General features: G+C 57.4%; 14 protein-coding genes and 1 tRNA gene. 6 read left to right on the top strand and 9 right to left on the bottom strand.

Annotation, left to right across the window (positions count from 1 at the left end; translation table 11 throughout):
- The first annotated feature begins 7 nt into the window (after positions 1 to 7).
- Complete coding sequence (locus tag ACYVHC_RS01070; protein WP_460611808.1) at positions 8 to 2,257, top strand: DUF349 domain-containing protein; 2,250 nt, start codon at positions 8 to 10, stop codon at positions 2,255 to 2,257.
- Positions 2,258 to 2,412: 155 nt separating this feature from the next.
- Positions 2,413 to 2,485, top strand: a tRNA-Thr gene (locus ACYVHC_RS01065).
- 156 nt (positions 2,486 to 2,641) lie between these two features.
- On the opposite strand, the gene ACYVHC_RS01060 is transcribed toward ACYVHC_RS01065, so the two are convergent.
- The gene (locus tag ACYVHC_RS01060; RefSeq protein ID WP_460611807.1) at positions 2,642 to 2,845 is read right to left on the bottom strand and encodes a hypothetical protein; all 204 of its coding nucleotides are present in this window, start codon (positions 2,843 to 2,845) and stop codon (positions 2,642 to 2,644) included.
- Positions 2,846 to 3,423: 578 nt separating this feature from the next.
- On the opposite strand from ACYVHC_RS01060, the gene ACYVHC_RS01055 reads away from it, so the two are divergent.
- Positions 3,424 to 3,948 carry a hypothetical protein gene (locus ACYVHC_RS01055; RefSeq protein WP_460611806.1) on the top strand — a complete coding sequence of 175 codons (525 nt, stop codon included), beginning with the start codon at positions 3,424 to 3,426 and terminating at the stop codon, positions 3,946 to 3,948.
- A gap of 115 nt (positions 3,949 to 4,063) precedes the next feature.
- Here ACYVHC_RS01055 and ACYVHC_RS01050 read toward each other — a convergent pair whose 3' ends face one another.
- Together ACYVHC_RS01050 and ACYVHC_RS01045 are read right to left on the bottom strand one after the other, a co-directional pair.
- Positions 4,064 to 4,438, bottom strand: coding sequence for a 4-fold beta flower protein (locus ACYVHC_RS01050; RefSeq protein WP_460611805.1), 375 nt, complete (start codon positions 4,436 to 4,438; stop codon positions 4,064 to 4,066).
- Between the two features lie 142 nt (positions 4,439 to 4,580).
- Positions 4,581 to 5,447, bottom strand: coding sequence for a DNA/RNA non-specific endonuclease (locus tag ACYVHC_RS01045; protein WP_460611804.1), 867 nt, complete (start codon positions 5,445 to 5,447; stop codon positions 4,581 to 4,583).
- A gap of 116 nt (positions 5,448 to 5,563) precedes the next feature.
- Between ACYVHC_RS01045 and ACYVHC_RS01040 the strand changes: the two genes are divergently transcribed.
- The 3 genes from ACYVHC_RS01040 to ACYVHC_RS01030 all read left to right on the top strand — a co-directional run bounded on the left by ACYVHC_RS01040 (position 5,564) and on the right by ACYVHC_RS01030 (position 9,601).
- Positions 5,564 to 5,986, top strand: a complete 423-nt coding sequence (locus ACYVHC_RS01040; RefSeq protein WP_460611803.1) for a BLUF domain-containing protein — start codon at positions 5,564 to 5,566, stop codon at positions 5,984 to 5,986.
- Between the two features lie 125 nt (positions 5,987 to 6,111).
- The gene (locus ACYVHC_RS01035) at positions 6,112 to 8,178 is read left to right on the top strand and encodes an ATP-binding protein (RefSeq protein ID WP_460611802.1); all 2,067 of its coding nucleotides are present in this window, start codon (positions 6,112 to 6,114) and stop codon (positions 8,176 to 8,178) included.
- A gap of 604 nt (positions 8,179 to 8,782) precedes the next feature.
- Positions 8,783 to 9,601, top strand: coding sequence for a phosphatase PAP2 family protein (locus ACYVHC_RS01030; RefSeq protein WP_460611801.1), 819 nt, complete (start codon positions 8,783 to 8,785; stop codon positions 9,599 to 9,601).
- 51 nt (positions 9,602 to 9,652) lie between these two features.
- Here the strand turns inward: ACYVHC_RS01030 and ACYVHC_RS01025 are convergent, their stop codons facing one another.
- The 6 genes from ACYVHC_RS01025 to sdaAB form a co-directional block, all read right to left on the bottom strand.
- Positions 9,653 to 10,081 carry an EamA family transporter gene (locus ACYVHC_RS01025; RefSeq protein ID WP_460611800.1) on the bottom strand — a complete coding sequence of 143 codons (429 nt, stop codon included), beginning with the start codon at positions 10,079 to 10,081 and terminating at the stop codon, positions 9,653 to 9,655.
- Positions 10,082 to 10,108: 27 nt separating this feature from the next.
- Positions 10,109 to 10,504 (bottom strand): DUF4259 domain-containing protein, encoded by a 396-nt coding sequence (locus tag ACYVHC_RS01020; RefSeq protein ID WP_460611799.1) that lies wholly within the window; start codon positions 10,502 to 10,504, stop codon positions 10,109 to 10,111.
- A 151-nt stretch (positions 10,505 to 10,655) separates the two neighbouring features.
- On the bottom strand, positions 10,656 to 11,645 hold the full coding sequence (locus ACYVHC_RS01015) for an NAD(P)H-dependent glycerol-3-phosphate dehydrogenase (RefSeq protein WP_460611798.1): 990 nt from the start codon (positions 11,643 to 11,645) through the stop codon (positions 10,656 to 10,658).
- 230 nt (positions 11,646 to 11,875) lie between these two features.
- Positions 11,876 to 13,282 carry an efflux RND transporter periplasmic adaptor subunit gene (locus ACYVHC_RS01010; RefSeq protein WP_460611797.1) on the bottom strand — a complete coding sequence of 469 codons (1,407 nt, stop codon included), beginning with the start codon at positions 13,280 to 13,282 and terminating at the stop codon, positions 11,876 to 11,878.
- Between the two features lie 114 nt (positions 13,283 to 13,396).
- Positions 13,397 to 14,911 carry a TolC family protein gene (locus tag ACYVHC_RS01005; RefSeq protein ID WP_460611796.1) on the bottom strand — a complete coding sequence of 505 codons (1,515 nt, stop codon included), beginning with the start codon at positions 14,909 to 14,911 and terminating at the stop codon, positions 13,397 to 13,399.
- A gap of 150 nt (positions 14,912 to 15,061) precedes the next feature.
- On the bottom strand, positions 15,062 to 15,742 hold the full coding sequence (sdaAB, locus tag ACYVHC_RS01000; protein ID WP_460611795.1) for an L-serine ammonia-lyase, iron-sulfur-dependent subunit beta: 681 nt from the start codon (positions 15,740 to 15,742) through the stop codon (positions 15,062 to 15,064).
- Positions 15,743 to 15,865: the final 123 nt, after the last annotated feature.

Raw genomic sequence — 15,865 nt, 5'->3', positions numbered from 1 at the left:
GACTCGTATGCTACCCGAACAAAATACCAACGCCCCCGCTCCTTCCGATGCCAATTCGGAGTCGCCACAGAGTATTCTGGAACGTCGGCTGGCTGAAATAGAATCACGACAAAATCCTGATGCCGAGGATATAACGGAGCGCCCCGCACAGGGTCCACCGCCCACGGCACCCGAGCCAGCTGGCGCCGGCACTGCGGAGCCAGAAGCCGACGCAACGGCTACACCAGCTGCTATTCAGCCAGAAGCGGCTGCCACAGCGGAATCTATCACCCATTTGCCCGATGACAGCCCGGAAGTGAGCTCAGCCGGTGCTGCCCGCGCCGTAGCGCATTACGGCACCACCACGCCCGCCGACTCCGCAGCTACTAGCCCTACCCCCGCCCCAAACTCTGCGGAAACGCCCGAAGCTGCAACTGCGCCTAGTGCTGCTACTGAGGCACAGTCAACGGCTTCAGACATATCCTCAGTTTCACAATTGCCCGCCGCCTCCGATGCAACAACCCCGTCGGAAGAAACTGAAGATTACGTGCCCGAAGTAGCCGGCCCTGACTTTAGCACTCTTGATCTGGCTGGCCAAGCGACCCATTTGCTGGCACTGTTGCGCCGCCCCGATGCCGCCCAGAACCGCAAGCAGATTGCGGACCTGTATCGGCAGTATGATGCCATCGTTCAGACCGACCGTACCTCGGCACGGCAGCGCTTCACGGAGGCGGGCGGCCACGCCGATGAGTTTTCCTACGCCGGTCCGGCCGGCCATGAGGAGCTAGTAAAAGCCATGCAGGAGTTTCGCGACAACCGTGCGCGTGACGCCAAAGCCGAAGACGAACAGCGCGCCAAAAACCTCTCGCACAAACAATACCTGTTGTCGCAGTTGCGGCAGCTAGTGGAGTCAGCCGAAACCAAGGATAGCTCGGCGCGCATCAAGGCGCTCCAGAATGATTGGAAAGCAACCGGACCGGTTCCTCAGAAAGAGGCGCAGGAGCTCTGGAACAGCTACCACGCCCTGCTGGATATCTACTACAACAACCGCGGCCTGTTCTTTGAAATGAAAGAGCTGGACCGCCGCCGCAACCTAGAAGCCAAGGAAGTGCTGATTACGCGCGCCGAGGCTCTGCAGCAGCAACCCAGCATTAACAAAGCCTTGCAGGAGCTGCGCCAGCTGCATGAGGAATGGAAGCACATTGGCCCCGTCCCGAATGAGCAGCGCGAAACCCTGTGGCAACGCTTCTTGCAGGCCTCGGAGCAGATTCATGACCGCAAGAAAGAGTTTCTCACGGCCCGCCAGACGCAGGAAAACGCCAATCTGGAGCGCAAATCTGCTTTGCTGGCGCAGCTACTACCCTACGGCGACTTCCAAACCGAACGGGTAAACGAGTGGCGTTCCAAAACCGATGAGCTGCAAAAGCTAAAGGAAGAATGGGATGCCGCTGGGCTAGTACCCCGGGAGAAAGCCGAATCTTTGAACAAGCAGTTCTGGGGAGCCTACAAAGGGTTTTTCCAGCGTAAGAATCAGTTTTTCAAAGCGCTGGATGAGGAGAAAAACGCCAACCTGAAGCGCAAGCTCGAGCTCTGTGAGCAGGCCGAAGCCGCCCTTCAAAATCCTAACTGGGAAGAAGCCCGCGAAACAGTTATTCGTCTGCAGAAGGATTGGAAGCTGATTGGCCGGGTACCTGAGAAGCAGTCGGATAAAGTCTGGAACCGCTTCCGCACTGCCTGCGACTCCTTCTTTGACCGGAAGAAAGAAGAAACTCGCCAGCGCGAACATCATGCCCATCAGCTAAGCCAGGAGCAAACTCAGCACCTGCAACAAATAGCCGAAACAGTTGCTGCTTTGTCGGCCGATCAGCCGGGCACTCTGGAAGGCTTCCAGGAGCAGGTGCAGGCCTGGCGCTCGTTTGATGGTGCAGCTCGCAACGCCGAACGCGCGGAGGAGAAGTTCCAGGCCCTGATGGGCAAATACCTCGACACTGTTCCGGGCCTTTCGTACGCCGAGCGCGCCGACCTGCTGTTCAACCTGCAGATAGAGCGCCTCAAGGCCGCCCCCGACGCGCAGCAGCTTCTCTACAAAAAAGAGCAGGCCCTGCGCCGTGAAATCAACGAGCTGGAAAACGACATTTCCACACTGCGCACCAACCTCGAGTTCTTTGCCCGCTCGAAGAACGCCGGCCAGCTGCGGGAAGAATACCAAGGCCGAATCGACGAGGCACAGGCCCGAATTGATGGGCTCAAACGCCAGCTTAAACTGGTCAGAAGCTAACCAAAGGCTTCCACTAGCTACCAAAACGCTCCTATTCTTTGAATGGGAGCGTTTTTTATTATTCGGAAGTTCAGGCACTTACTGTAATTGCGCTAAAAAAACACAGTTTTTTTTTGCGTCGGACCGTGTAAGCACTACTTTTGTGCTACTTCAACGCCTCCTTAGCTCAGCTGGTAGAGCAACTGACTTGTAATCAGTAGGTCGCTGGTTCGATCCCGGCAGGAGGCTCATAGAGTGTGAAAACGCCTTGTAAATCAATGATTTGCAAGGCGTTTTTTGTTAATGGGCCGCTTAGCAGTGCGCTCTTTGGGCAATAGGTACCACGGGCGCAGACTAAGGGATTCTTGGCTGCCTTCAACTTACTGTTTGTTAGCCCCACCCTAGCTAGGGCTGTGAAGTGGGCGCGTCGCGCAGGGCGCATACATCCAGCCAGCTTAACTCCCCTAGTACATAGCGCCGATATAGCTGGGCGGCATAGCCCGTTGCTTTCTTAAACATAGTAGGGTGCGCGGCCTGCATTTGCGCCAGCACATACGCCCGCTGCTGCGGCGTTTGGGCAGCCGGGCCATATTTGGGGTCGTACGTCATCTGGTGATTTCTAATTTCCGGATTCCTGTTTTCAACTTCAGAGCCTGATCGTGACACTAGCATGGAAAGCTCTTCTTGCACGTTGTTGCGCGTGCATGCCGTGCGGTTGGCAGCCTTCCAGCGCGGGCAACAACGGCTGTTCAGAAGGCTTCACTTACAACACACCACAGGTTTCGGTACACCTTGCAGGCAGCCCAGATGGTTTCTTGAGCGAGTCAGACAATGTAAAATGGCCGGCACATGACCAGGTAGGAACTAGAGGAAGAATCGGTAGTAGTAATTTCATAGAGGCGTCCTAATAGCAGTTTGAATACTCTAAGATGCCTGCTAAACAGAGCTATAAAAAGGCCACGTTTGGGTCTTTTGTGACATTGACAGCGCGGCTGGGCCTTCACGGCAAGCAGAGCCCCAGGAAACTAGTTGCAGCCCCCCTACCAGATGTGGGTTGCTGAAAACCGAGCGCTGCTTCAGAAAAAAAGGCATCTGAGGGAGAGTGGAATACAGAAAACTGCCGCCCGCACCAGGCCTATTTTGCCGGATGCACGCAACGCTCTGGTTCAGCTAAGCCTCTTTCTGCCATGAAAAAGCTTCTTACCCTCCTTTTCCTGCTGCTGCAAACCTGCTTACTAGCCTCCGCACAAACGGCAACCCCGGACATAGCAACCCTCGATGAACGCTATGGCTTTCGGGGTGCACGCTTCGAATCGACAGTCAACAAATACAAGGACTTGGTTCTGGCAGAAAATGGCGGCGACACGAAGTTCTACCGGCGGACAAGTGACGTGAAAACGCTAGGAGAAGGCGAGCTTTCCTCAATCCGCTATGGCTTCTATAGGGGTCGGCTGGCCGTCGTGATTCTGGAAACCAAAGGCAGCCGCAACAGCCACCACGTGCTCGAGGCCATTCGCGGGGCCTATGGCCCCGGCGTGCAGCGCAACCCCTATCAGTCGCGCTATGGTTGGAACGGTAAGACAGTGACGTTGAGCTACGACGAAAATGCGGCCAGTAACGACGCTACCATTTTCATCTACAGCAAAAAGCTACGGGCGCTGCAGCTAGAAGAGCAAAACAAAGCCGGCAAAAACCTCGGAATTCCGCAGTAAGCTCTTGCCGCTTCGCGATGATTTTCAACCTAGTCTTTTGGGCTTCAAACCTCCGGTGGCAGGGCTAACATGGCCTCGGTGTGACAACAATGACCCAAAACTATGGCGGCAAAGCCTACTGCTGGAAATACGACAAAGCGGACACCAACGACCAGTGGCGCACCCGCGTCCGGCGAGCGGGGCGGGGTTGGCGTAACACTGGTTTACTAGGTAGCTGAGCCCACCGAAGCCGCCCTGTTACCTCGGCCTTCACGGGCTGCAGCCGTGGCCGCGGCAATCCGCCGAAGGCAGTTTCTGTAAAGAGAGCGGGTTGTCCGTCCCGGTCATAAATCCAGCCCAGCTCAGCCCACCCCAAATACCGGCCAGTGGTGGCATACAACAACTCCTGATCAAACCAAGCCAGCACCGTACCCTGCGCATCAAAAATAGCCTGGCAGTTGTCGTCGGCGAAGGCAATAGCAACGCCAGCCTTGTTGAAAAGGGGTATCATAACAGTAGCAATAAGCCTAGCTACTGTATAAACGAACACCGGTATCGGGCTGGATTGGGTGGCCTCTTGCGTGTACCTATTGCTTCCTGGAAAGCTGCTACGAACTTACTAGGTATGCTACGGCTGTAAACGGGCGTTGCTGCTATAAGGCGCCCGCATCTACCTGCTGTTCTACCTCTGCCTGCACCGAGGGTGCCACGGTTGAAAGCAGGTCGTACCCGGTGGCCGCTTCGATGGCATCGACGCTGGTGCGGTAGCTGCCCCAGTCGGCGCTGAGAGTTTGGTTATTGGGCATATCAACGGCAATAACGCGGGTAGCAGTCGTCACGCGGGTGGCGTCGCGGGTGCCGGTGGGCAATATCACAATCACCTTCCAGGTGCGGGCAGGCACCGTAATGCGGCCCTGGTCCAGGGTGGTTTTGTAGCCGTTGGAGCCAGTGCCGCCGCGGCCGTAGCTACCACAGATAATGTAGAGCTCGGTGGTTCCGGCATTTACCTGCCGGCGGCAAAAATCCTCGAGCGTGGCCCACGTCTGTTGGTTGTTGCGCGGCGCCTGCGGCATCATATTCGTCATCAGAAAGGTGGCCGAATTGCTGGATGCTGTAGCCGTACGGTCGGCGGAGGGGCAATTGTGGCCCCGGTCAAAGCCGGACCCGGTGTAGCTGCTGGCTTGCACTTGGTACCAGCCGGCGGGCAGGCTGGCATCGGCCCGGAAGTCATCCTGCCGGGTGCTGTTTCCTAGCCAACTGGCCGCAAGGTGCCAGCTTACCCAATTGGGCTTGCCTTGGTCGCGGTGATAGGAAAGGGCGTATTCGGGCTTGAGAAGCAGATAATTCTGGGGCGAATTGGTGTCGGGGGTTGCGCCGCTGGGGTTGCCTAGGGCCAAATGATCGGCCGGTGCTTCGGGAGTCGGATCATCGGAAGCAGAGGAACAGGCGGAGGCCCACAGGCCGGCCAGCAGCAGCGCCAGGCAGGTTCCTGGCCGCAACCGGGGTAGTGCGTACAACATGGCCTAAAGGTAGGCAGCTGAACTATAAGAATGGTTTAGCTTGTTACCCGCCCTAACAGGAAACCCACGCCCCCGTTTAGAGGTAGTATTCCTACGTATTTATCAGGCTTGCCCGTATGCATCATCTCATTTATAGCAGTACTGCCACGCATCCCTTCACCGATAACGAGCTCCAGGAACTGCTGACGTATGCCCGCCTGCACAATGCGCAACAGAATATCACTGGCTTGCTCCTGTATCATAACCGGGAGTTTATGCAGCTGCTGGAAGGCAATGAGGCGGATATAAAGGCCCTGTACGATAGAATCAGCGAGGATTCGCGCCATACCAGTGTTGTAAAAATTGCCGATAAGCACGTTGAACATCGCAGTTTTCCTGATTGGTCGATGGCCTTTGTACCCTTAGAAGCTGAGCAATTTGCCCAATTGGCTGGGTACCTATCCCCTGCCAATCTGCAACTTACCCGCGACGGCCTAAGCGCGGCCGACTCCCTGCTGCTAAACCTGATGCAAACCTACATGCTAAGTTCAAGCAAGTAAGCAACCGGATACATGTGCTGGTTACCCTTGGTCGGCACGTTTGTAAACCCCATATACGCCAGACAAGTATTGCTCCGTGGAGCGGCCAGATTTTTCACGGCCGATTCACTTGCGTACCTTCCCTCATGATTCAACGCTATTTGGGAGGAGTACTGCTGGCTATACTCCTATCTGTGCAGGTTGCACGGGCCCAAAGCCCCCAGTCTCGCCCCCTGCAACGAGCCCTGGCCCGTGCTACTTCCGATACGGCACGGGTACTGCTGCTGGCTGATCTGGCCGCCACGTACCGCTACTCTCACTTCGACTCGGTGCAGTGGTACGCCCGCCAGGGTCTGGCCTTGGCGCGCCGCATTGGCTACGCGAAGGGTGAAGGCCGGTGCCTTTCCCGGATTGCTATTTTGATGGGCGAGCGGGGTAATCTGCCGCAGGCGCTGCGCATAGACTTGCAGGCCCTGCGGCTAAATGAGCTCAGCCACGATCTGGAAGGAACCGCCCGGACGCTCAATCAAACCGGCCTGCTTTATTTCGCGCTCGATGATTTTCGGCCTGCGCTCAGCTACTTTTTCCGGGCCCAGAACTTATATGACCAGATTCAGACCCAGGACACGTCGCAGATCATCAGCGTGCTGACCAATATTGGGGCTAGCTACGGCGGGCTCGGAAAGTTTGACTCGGCTGCCTTTTACCTCAACCAGGCCTGGCACCATACTGCCCACTCCCAGAGCGTGCACCACAGCTGCTGGGGCAATCCGGCCCCTTATGTATTGCGGGAACTCGGGCGGCTGCAGGCGGAGCAAAAGCACGGAGAAGCCGCCAAAGCCTATTACCGGCGTAGCGTAGGTGCCTCCATTCCTGAAAACGACCGCCGCAGCGCCAGCCGGGCCTATCAGTACATGGCGGAGCTGTATCAGGATGAACATCAGACCGACTCCTGCATTTATTACGCCCGAAAAGCGCTGGCACTGGGCCAGGAACTGCCCTTTGTGGTGGGCATCGCGCGGACCAGCGCCATGCTCACGCAGTCTTTTGAGGAGCGTCGCCAGCCCGATAGCACCCTGAAATATATGCGGGTAATGCAGATGGCTCAAGACAGCCTCTACAATCCGCGCCGCATTAAACAACTCGATGCCATTGGGTTTGCCGAGCAGCAGCGCCTGCGGAAATTAGAAGCGGAACAGGCGGAATTTAGCCAGCAGGTGCGCATGGCCACCCTACTGGCTGGGGTTGGGGTCCTGCTCCTGATATCGGTGCTGCTTTGGCGCAACAACCGCCAGCAGCAGTATGCCAACCGGCGCCTATCAGACCTGAATGAGAAGGTAACGCAGCAAACCTGGGAGCTGACCACCCAGCGCGACAGCCTGGCGCGCACGCTGCAGGAACTGAAAATCACGCAAGGCCAGCTGGTGTTGCGCGAAAAAATGGCCTCGTTGGGGGCCTTGATGGCGGGCGTGGCGCACGAAATACAAAACCCCGTGAGCTGCGTGCGCAAGTTTGCCGCTATCAGCGCGGAACTTTGTGAAGAAGTGCGGCAGGAATTACTCCGCTCCGGCGTCAGGACCTACGACCGGGAAATTCTGGACGAGATGCTCCAGAACCTAAGACAAAATCAAACCAAAATCATGCACCATGGGCAGCGGGCTGAGTCCATTGTGCGCGGCATGTTGGAGTACTCTCAGGAAGGCGGCGGTCCTCGCCAGCCGACTGACCTCAACGTTCTGGCCGAAGAATACCTGCGACTGGCATACCATGACCTGCGCGCAAAAAACCGCTACTTCAATGCCGCTCTGCTTCCCCGCCTAGATCCGGCAGTGGCTACCGTAGAGGTAGTGCGCCAGGATGTGGGGAGGGCGCTGGTAGGCATATTCAGCGCGGCATTGCTCGCGGTGCAGCAGCGCTTGGGCGCCGCCGAGGAAGACTACATCCCGCAGGTGGAGCTCATCACCAAACGCCACGAAAACACTGTGGAAGTGCGGGTGCGGGACAATGGGCCAGGCCTCCCGCCCCATGCGTTGGCTACTGCCTTCAACCGGTTTCCAGGCACCGAGGCAGCGGCAGAAACCGGGTTGGGCTTGCCGCTGAGCTATGACATCATCACGAAAGGACATGGCGGCTCGCTTAGTATCAACAGCCAGCTGGGCGAAGGCACCGAGTACGTTATTACTTTGCCCGCCCCGGTTGCCGTGCTCAGCTAGCCTAGCAGCTAGCTAACTGATTACCACCGGAGTTGGTGCTTCCCCTGGGCGAAGCGCAGTTTCTCCGGCAGCAAAACCTTACGAGTACCAACTACATGGCAACGGGCAAAGGCTACTGCTTTTCCGCGCCCTAGCGAATGGAGAAACCTGTAAGCATTACAGATTCACCATGTCACACTTGCAGGTATTTTCTGTTTACAATAGCGCAGGCAAAGGCGTATTTCAACCAATTTATGCAGCTTGCTTCTCATTCTGCAGCAATCTGCTTCCGGATTCTTCTGTCACAAATAGCGGGTAGTTTACCTTGGCTTGTGGCCAGTAGCACCGCACTTTTGTATATCCCTCCGGTAGTAGGAGCACATTGCTTCTGCTGCCACACTCGTCCCCGTTCCCCTTTTCCACAACCAAGCTACCTGAAGGCCGGTGCGTACAGCACTGGCCTTTGCGGTTTTATGAGTTTTGCGCTGGTTTCAGCTGAGTATAAACCTAGGGCGGCAACAAGGCAACATCGCGAAATACAAGTAAACTTGTAGCCAGATAGCGGGCTAGTAGCAATGCTAGCGAAGCACGCCTTCGTTGCTTTCACCTCCAGGTTTTTCGTGTAATGTTTGTTTCTATCCGCAGGGCTACGGTGAGCGTGCTGCTGAGTGCTGCTAGTATGGCGCCTCTGGCCGCTCAGGTACTGCCATCCCCCGCTACCCAACCCGCCGACACCACCCGTAAGTACGAAAACCCGGGCGGCATTCCGGCGGAAGCGAAGCGCCCTTGGTACCAGGGCAAGCTAGTACGGGCCACCATTGTGCCCGCGCTTCTTATCGGCTATGGGGCATCTACCATCAACAACAATGGCTTCTACAGCAGCTTCGATGCGCGCCGCGACATTCAAAAGCAGTTTCCCGGCTTTCATACCCGCGTAGATGATGCCCTGATTTTTGTGCCGTACCTGGAGTTAGCCGCCGCCACGCTGGCGGGCGTGGAGTCGCGCAACGACCGGCTTAACACAGTCCTGGTTATCGTGAAGTCGGAGGTAATCATGGGGGCCCTGGTGTTGGGCCTGAAAAACACCACCAACGTGCTTCGGCCTGATGGCAGCACCCGCAACTCCTTTCCTTCGGGCCACACTGCGCAGGCGTTTCTGGCGGCTAGCATTGTGCACACCGAGTTTCGGCACAAAAGCCAATGGTACGGAGTAGGGGCTTACACTGTAGCAACCAGCGTGGCGGCACTACGCATGCTCAATAACCGGCATTGGCAGTCTGATGTGGTGGCCGGTGCGGGCATTGGCATCTTATCGGCCCACCTGGGGTACCTGACGCACCGCAACCGCTGGGGCCGCAAGCCGCGCCTAGCCGGACTACACGCCAGCCCCATGGCCTGGCCGGGCGGCACCACCGGTTTCTCCCTCACGTGGCGGCCACAATAACCGGTTGCCAGCATTAATCGACCTAGCGGCTCTGCTGGTTTGAAGCGGTACTTAGTGCCCGCGGGCCAGCAGTGCTATGCCCACCACTATGCTCACCAGCCCCAGGGCCTGCGACCAGGATAAGGCTTCGCGCAGCACCACCAGGCCCAATACCGCCGTCAGGAGCACCGAGCCGCCTACAATAACCGGCGTACCTACCGAGGATGGCACGCCGCGGCCAAACACAACAAACGTCAGGATTTCGGCCAGGCCCACGCCTAGCCCCGCTAAGGCCGCCAACCCTACGCCCGTACTACTGATATCCAGCGGCTGGCCCTTCAGGCGAAGCCACAGCAGCCATACGCCGCCCAGTGCCGCCGCTACCAACTGCAGAATCACAGCGCCAGCAGCAGCAGAAATATGGCCCGAAGCCAGCTTGATAAAAAAGTTGTATCCGGCCAAGCACAGGGCCGTGAGCAGGGCTAGCAAAAGCCAGGGCATACGTAGTAACTAAGTTGGCTGAGCGACTTACTTCAGCCGTTCGAGAAGTTCTTTCTGCAGGTGCTGCCAATTTTTGGCGTCATCGGTACCAGTCCAGAAGGCCTGCAATTCCGAGTTGAGCAGGATGCTGCTGACAGCCTGCTGGGCCAACTCGCGCATATATTCCCCCCGTCGGCCATCTATTTTCCCGATTACTAGCAGCAAGTCGGCCGGAAAGTCGCGGGAAGGTTTGCCCAGAATAGCGGCCACAATTTCGGCGGCAGCCAGTGCTTCGCTGGTGTCATCGGCCAGAGTCGAGCCATCTTCGGCCGCTACCAATTCCAGAGCCTGGCGTAGTGCACTATCGTCGGGGTTGTCCCGAAAGCTGCCGGCGAAATCCGCAGCGACATCATTGTCGAAGTTAAAGTAGCCCCAGGTGCTCATAGATGGATGGGTTAGAAGTGAAGCAGTATCTAGCAGACGTGAGAACTACCAATTTGTTCCGCGGTGGCGGTTCGTGGGCAAATGCTACCTAGGCATTTTTCAAGACGCAATTCACTCGTTATGGAGTAATTAGCTCGCCATTTCTGAATCGTTACTTAAACTTTTCCTTTAGCAGCTCCAGCTCAATAGCCGGTGAAATTTTCTCATAGAGAATATGATACGCCGCCATGGTAATGGGCATGTTCACCTGCAGCTTCCGGTTGATTTCGTAAATACTTTTGACGGCATAATACCCCTCGGCCACCATGTTCATTTCCATCTGCGCCGACTTGACGCTATAGCCGCGCCCAATCATGTTGCCGAAGGTGCGGTTGCGCGAAAACTGGGAGTAGGCCGTTACCAGCAAGTCGCCTAGGTAGGCGGAGGCCGACAAGTCGCGCGGCTGCGGGTTGAGGGCGTGCACAAACCGGCGGATTTCCTGCACGGCGTTGCTCACCAGCACCGCCTGAAAGTTGTCGCCGTAGCCCAGGCCGTGCGCAATGCCACAGGTGAGGGCAATGATGTTTTTCATCACGGCGCAGTACTCAATGCCATCCAGGTCTTGGGCGGGGTTGGCTTTTACGTAGCGGTTGCGCAGCAGGCGGCAGAAGTCCTCGGCCAACTCCAGGTCCGGCGAGCCAATGGTGAGGTAGCTTTGCTTTTCCAGCGCCACCTCCTCGGCGTGGCACGGCCCGGCCACTACCCCCACGCGGCTATGCGAGAGCCGAAAGCGCTCGGCCACATAATCCGTCACGAGCACATTTTTGCCCGGAATCATGCCCTTAATGGCCGAAATCACGCGCTTGTTTTTCAGCGTGTCACGGTCCAGCTTATCGAGGGTGCTTTGCACAAAGGCGGCCGGCACCGCCAGCACCAGCCAATCAGCATCCTTCACGGCCTCTTCCAGGTCGGTGGTGGGGTGTACACGGTCTAGGTCAACAGCTACGGAGGAGAGGTAGCGCGGATTGTGGCGGGTGCGCAACAGGTGCTGCACGTCGTCCTTGCTGCGCATCCACCAGTGAATGCGGCTGCCATTTTCAGAGAGAATTTTGGTCAGCGCGGTGGCCCAGGAGCCGCCGCCAAGCATGGCTATTTTTTCCAAGGGTGGGAATTGGTAAAGTACGGAATAAGGGCAAATGAGGCGGATAACTTAGGGTAGCGTCCAGGGCGCAGGCCGCGCGGTGGGCACACGCACTCCCCTTTTGCTAGCCGCCGCATTTCACCAACAGGTCAATCTTAGCCAAAAAAAATGAGAGGCCGCCCCTGCGTGCTGCAGCGGCGGCCCCTGGTTATACGTTACGGGCTCAATCTGAACGAGAAGCCGGCGCTTACTTATTTGTCGCCTTCGTCGGAAGCGTCTTCTTTAAGGGCCGCTTTGTCCAAGGTCTTGGCATCCTTGATAACCACTAGCGCGCCATCTTTCAGCGTTTTGGACACGGCCCGGAACGGTCCGCTCACAATCTGGTCGCCGGCCTGAATGCCGCTGATAATTTCCATGTTCTGGAAGTCGCTAATACCGGTTTTTACCGGCGTCATTACGGCCTTGCCATTACGAATCAGGAAAACTACCTCCTGCACCTCGGCTTTTGGAGCGCCAGCCGCAGCGGCCGGAGCGGCTCCTCCCCGATTCACCTGTACGGCGGGAGTACCAGGTTTGGCAGCCGTGGTAGTGCTGTCGGAGCGCGTGGTTACGGCGGCCAGGGGCACGCTTAGCACGTTGGCCTTGCGGTTGGTAATGATATCCACGGAAGCCGTCATGCCGGGGCGGAACGGTACAATGGTGCGGCCTTTTACGGAGCGCTGCAGCTGGCGGTACGACTCGGGTAGCAACCGGATGCGCACTTCAAATTCCGTCACGGCTTCGGCCGTGAGGGCGTCTTTGGCCGTGTTGGCAATGCTGGTTACTAGGCCGCGGAATTTCTGATCCTGGCTGGCGTAGGAGTCCACCTCCACATCCACGGAGTCGCCGAGGTCCACATTGATGATGTCGTTTTCATTCACGCTCACCCGCACCTCCATGTTGTTGAGGTTAGCAATGCGCATAATCTCGGTACCGGCCATCTGGGAGGTACCCACTACCCGCTCGCCCTTCTTCACGTTGAGCTTGCTTACGGTGCCGCTTACTGGCGAGTAGATGGTGGTTTTATCAAGGTTGCGGCGGGCTTCATCGAGGCTGGCCTGAGCGCTGCGCACCGTGCTCTGGGCCGCCCGAATGCTCTGGCGGGCCGAGTTTACTTCTTCCTGCGAGGCATCGTAGGCAGCCTTGCTGGCCTCATAATCAGCCTGCGAAATTACCTTCTGCTTGAACAGCGAGGCATTCCGACGATACACCAACTCGGTTTGCTTGGCGTTAGCCAGCAGCTGCTGCAAGCGGGCCTGGGTCTGGCCTACGTTGGCGCGCTGCGTGTTTACCGTAGCCGACTGCATGTTCACCATGGCCTGGTAGTTATCGGGCCGAATGCGGAGCAGCAGCTGGCCTTTCTTCACAGAATCGCCTTCCTCCACGTACAGCTCCGTGATTTCGCCCGATACGTCGGGGGAAATTTTCACTTCTGTTTCGGGCTGAATTTTGCCCGAGGCACTGACCTTCTCCACAATAGTGGCGGTAGCGGCTTTCGCCGCCAACACCTCCGTGCCAGGTGGCTTGCCAATCCAACCTTTCTTCTTCGCTACCAAAACGCCGCCAACCACTACCAGCAACACTGCTAGCAAGATGTATATAGTGCGGTTATTTTTCATTTAAACAGACTTAGAAACGTAAAACGTAAGAGCTGATAAAGCAACTTCTGGAAGCCAGGTTACTTCAGGAGCCCGACCACGAAAGTACTAGGTCTTCCGACCGGTGAAACCTACCTACAAGCTAAGCGGCCGGCCCTGGTAGAAGTCAAGCACCTTGCTGCGGAAGATAAACTCATACTTGGCCTGAATCATCGTTGACTCGGCTGCCGTCAGGTTGTTTTTGGCAATGTTGAATTCCGTACCGTTCAGCAACCCGTTGTTGAAGCGGATTTCTGAGTTGCGGTAGGCCGTGGTGAGGGCCTCCACTTGGCGCCGCGCCGAGAGGTAGCGGCGCTGGGCGGCAATGGCATCGGCGTACGCCTGCTGAATGCTCTGGCGCAGCTGCAGGCGGGTTTGCTCGGCTCGTAGCTCCTGCTGCTGAATGGTAATTTGGGCGCGCTGCACGCCGGTGCGCGTTTGCAGGCCGTTCAGGATGGGGATTTGCAGCGAGAACTGCAGGCTCTTACCCAAGTTGTCCTTTATCTGATCCGAGAACTTGGAGGGCAGAAAGTCAGGAATAGCCTGGCTGGGCTGCAGCAGGAAATACTGGCTAGGAGCCGGCAATCCGTTAAGCCCCGGCTGAAACACCGGCACCTGCACCGCATCCGTGGAGTCGCCGTTAAACACGCGTGCCAGTCGCGACGAGGAGAAACCCGTGAAAATGCCGGCTCCGAAGGCCAACCGGGGGTAGTAGGCTCCGCGGGCAATATCGAGGTTGCGCTCGGCGGAGCGTACGCGTAAGTCGGCGGCTTTGATTTCGGGCAACAGGCTTTGCGCCGTTTGGTAGGTTCCGTCGGGGTCAGCCGCCAGCAGCGGTTGGTCGTCGGGGTCAGCCAGCGGCGGCACCTCAATCTGGAAGCCCGTCGGCGACGGCAGGTTGAGTAGCTGCGTAAGCGAGAGGCGGGCCAGGTCGCGCTGGTTTTGGGCCGTAATCACGTTGAGCTCGTCGGAGGCTTGCTGAGCCTGAATATCCAGCAGGTTGCTTTCCGGAACCGAGCCGGCCTTCAGCAGCTTCTGGGTGCGCTCTACCTGGCTTTTGGTGCTGCTCAGGCGCACTTCGTTGGTGCGTACTAGCTCCTCAGCCAGCACCAATTGCAGAAAGGCCGACGCCACGTTCAACGACAAATCATTGCGCGCCTTCTCAATATCCAGCACCGTGGCTTCTGACTCCAGGGCGTTGCGTTTCACCGTATTGCGCAGCTGAAACCCCGAAAACAGCGTTAGTTGGGTGTTGGCTGAGAAGTTGTTGGAGCGGATGGTCTGGCTGACGAAGTCGTTGGTAAGCGGGTCAAGGCTGGTACCGTAGTTCCAAGCCTGCGTGCCCGAAAGGTTGGCCGTGGGCAGCAAAGAGGCGCGGCTCTGGCGCAGCGTGGCGTTCTGCAGCTCCGAGGTTAGCTGCTGCTGGCGCACCGTCAGGTTGTTTTGCAGGGCATAATCAATAGCGCGCTGCAGGCTCCAGGGGCCGCTCGGGACGGCCGCGGCTAACGCTCCTGCCGGGGGCTGATTTGGAGCGGTGGGGGTCTGAGCCAGCACCAACGTTGGCAGCAGGCTCGCTGAGGCACTCAGCAACAGCCAATAAAAACGCTTCATAAGGAGAGGTAGTTGGCGTTAGGATACGGGGCCTTTAAGATGCTGGCGGCGGGTGGCCTAGGCCACCAAAGGTATCTGTCTGCTAGCTCCAATGTTGCTGCAAATCAACCAACCAGCCAAAAAACGCCGTTAACCGGATAGATTCCGCCGCTAGTCGATGGTAGGGATATAGGTTACGCGGTGCACCCAGCGCAATTGGCGCAGATACTCCAGGGTAATATCGCGCAGGCCAGAGTCAATTTCGATAAACTGCCGAGCCGCATCGTGCTTGCCTTTCCTCGACACGAACATGGTAGCAATGTTGCACTCATCGTGGGCAATGACCGAGGCAATAAAGGCAATGGAGCCGGGCACGTCGTCGGCATCAATAATGAGTGTGTGCAGAGAAGCAGAGAAATCAGACGGAAATCCATCCACCTCCACAATCCGGATAACGCCCCCGCCCCGGCTCTGGCCAATCACCTCCACGGCCTGGCCCGTACGCTCGTCGCGCAGCTGCAGCCGGATGGTATTGGGGTGCATGGTAGAAGCATTTCCGACCCCCTGAAAAGTATATTGCAAGCCTGCTTCCTGGGCGTGGTCGAAGGCCTCGCGGATGCGCACGTCATCGGTATTCATGCCCAACAGCCCGGCCACAATGGCGCGGTCGGAGCCGTGGCCCTCGTAGGTGCGGGCAAAGGAATTATAGAAGGTGATGGTAGCATGCGTGGGCGTGCTGCCCAAAATGCGAATTGCGGCCCGCGCAATCCGCACTACTCCGGCCGTGTGCGAAGAGCTAGGTCCAATCATCACGGGCCCGATCATGTCGAAAATACTGGATTTTTCTGCCATATACGCGGTAAAGGTATAGGAAATGATGAGATGGTGTAATATAGATAAGAGGCAATATATACAAGAAAAGACGTGCTGGCTTCCGGGGTAGGGCCTGGCCAGGCAGGTTGGGCTCAGGGGAAG

It is taken from the genome of Hymenobacter seoulensis (assembly GCF_054780535.1).
The sequence above is the reverse complement of the archived record's forward strand: the minus strand, read 5'-3'. Positions and strand labels throughout refer to the sequence as shown.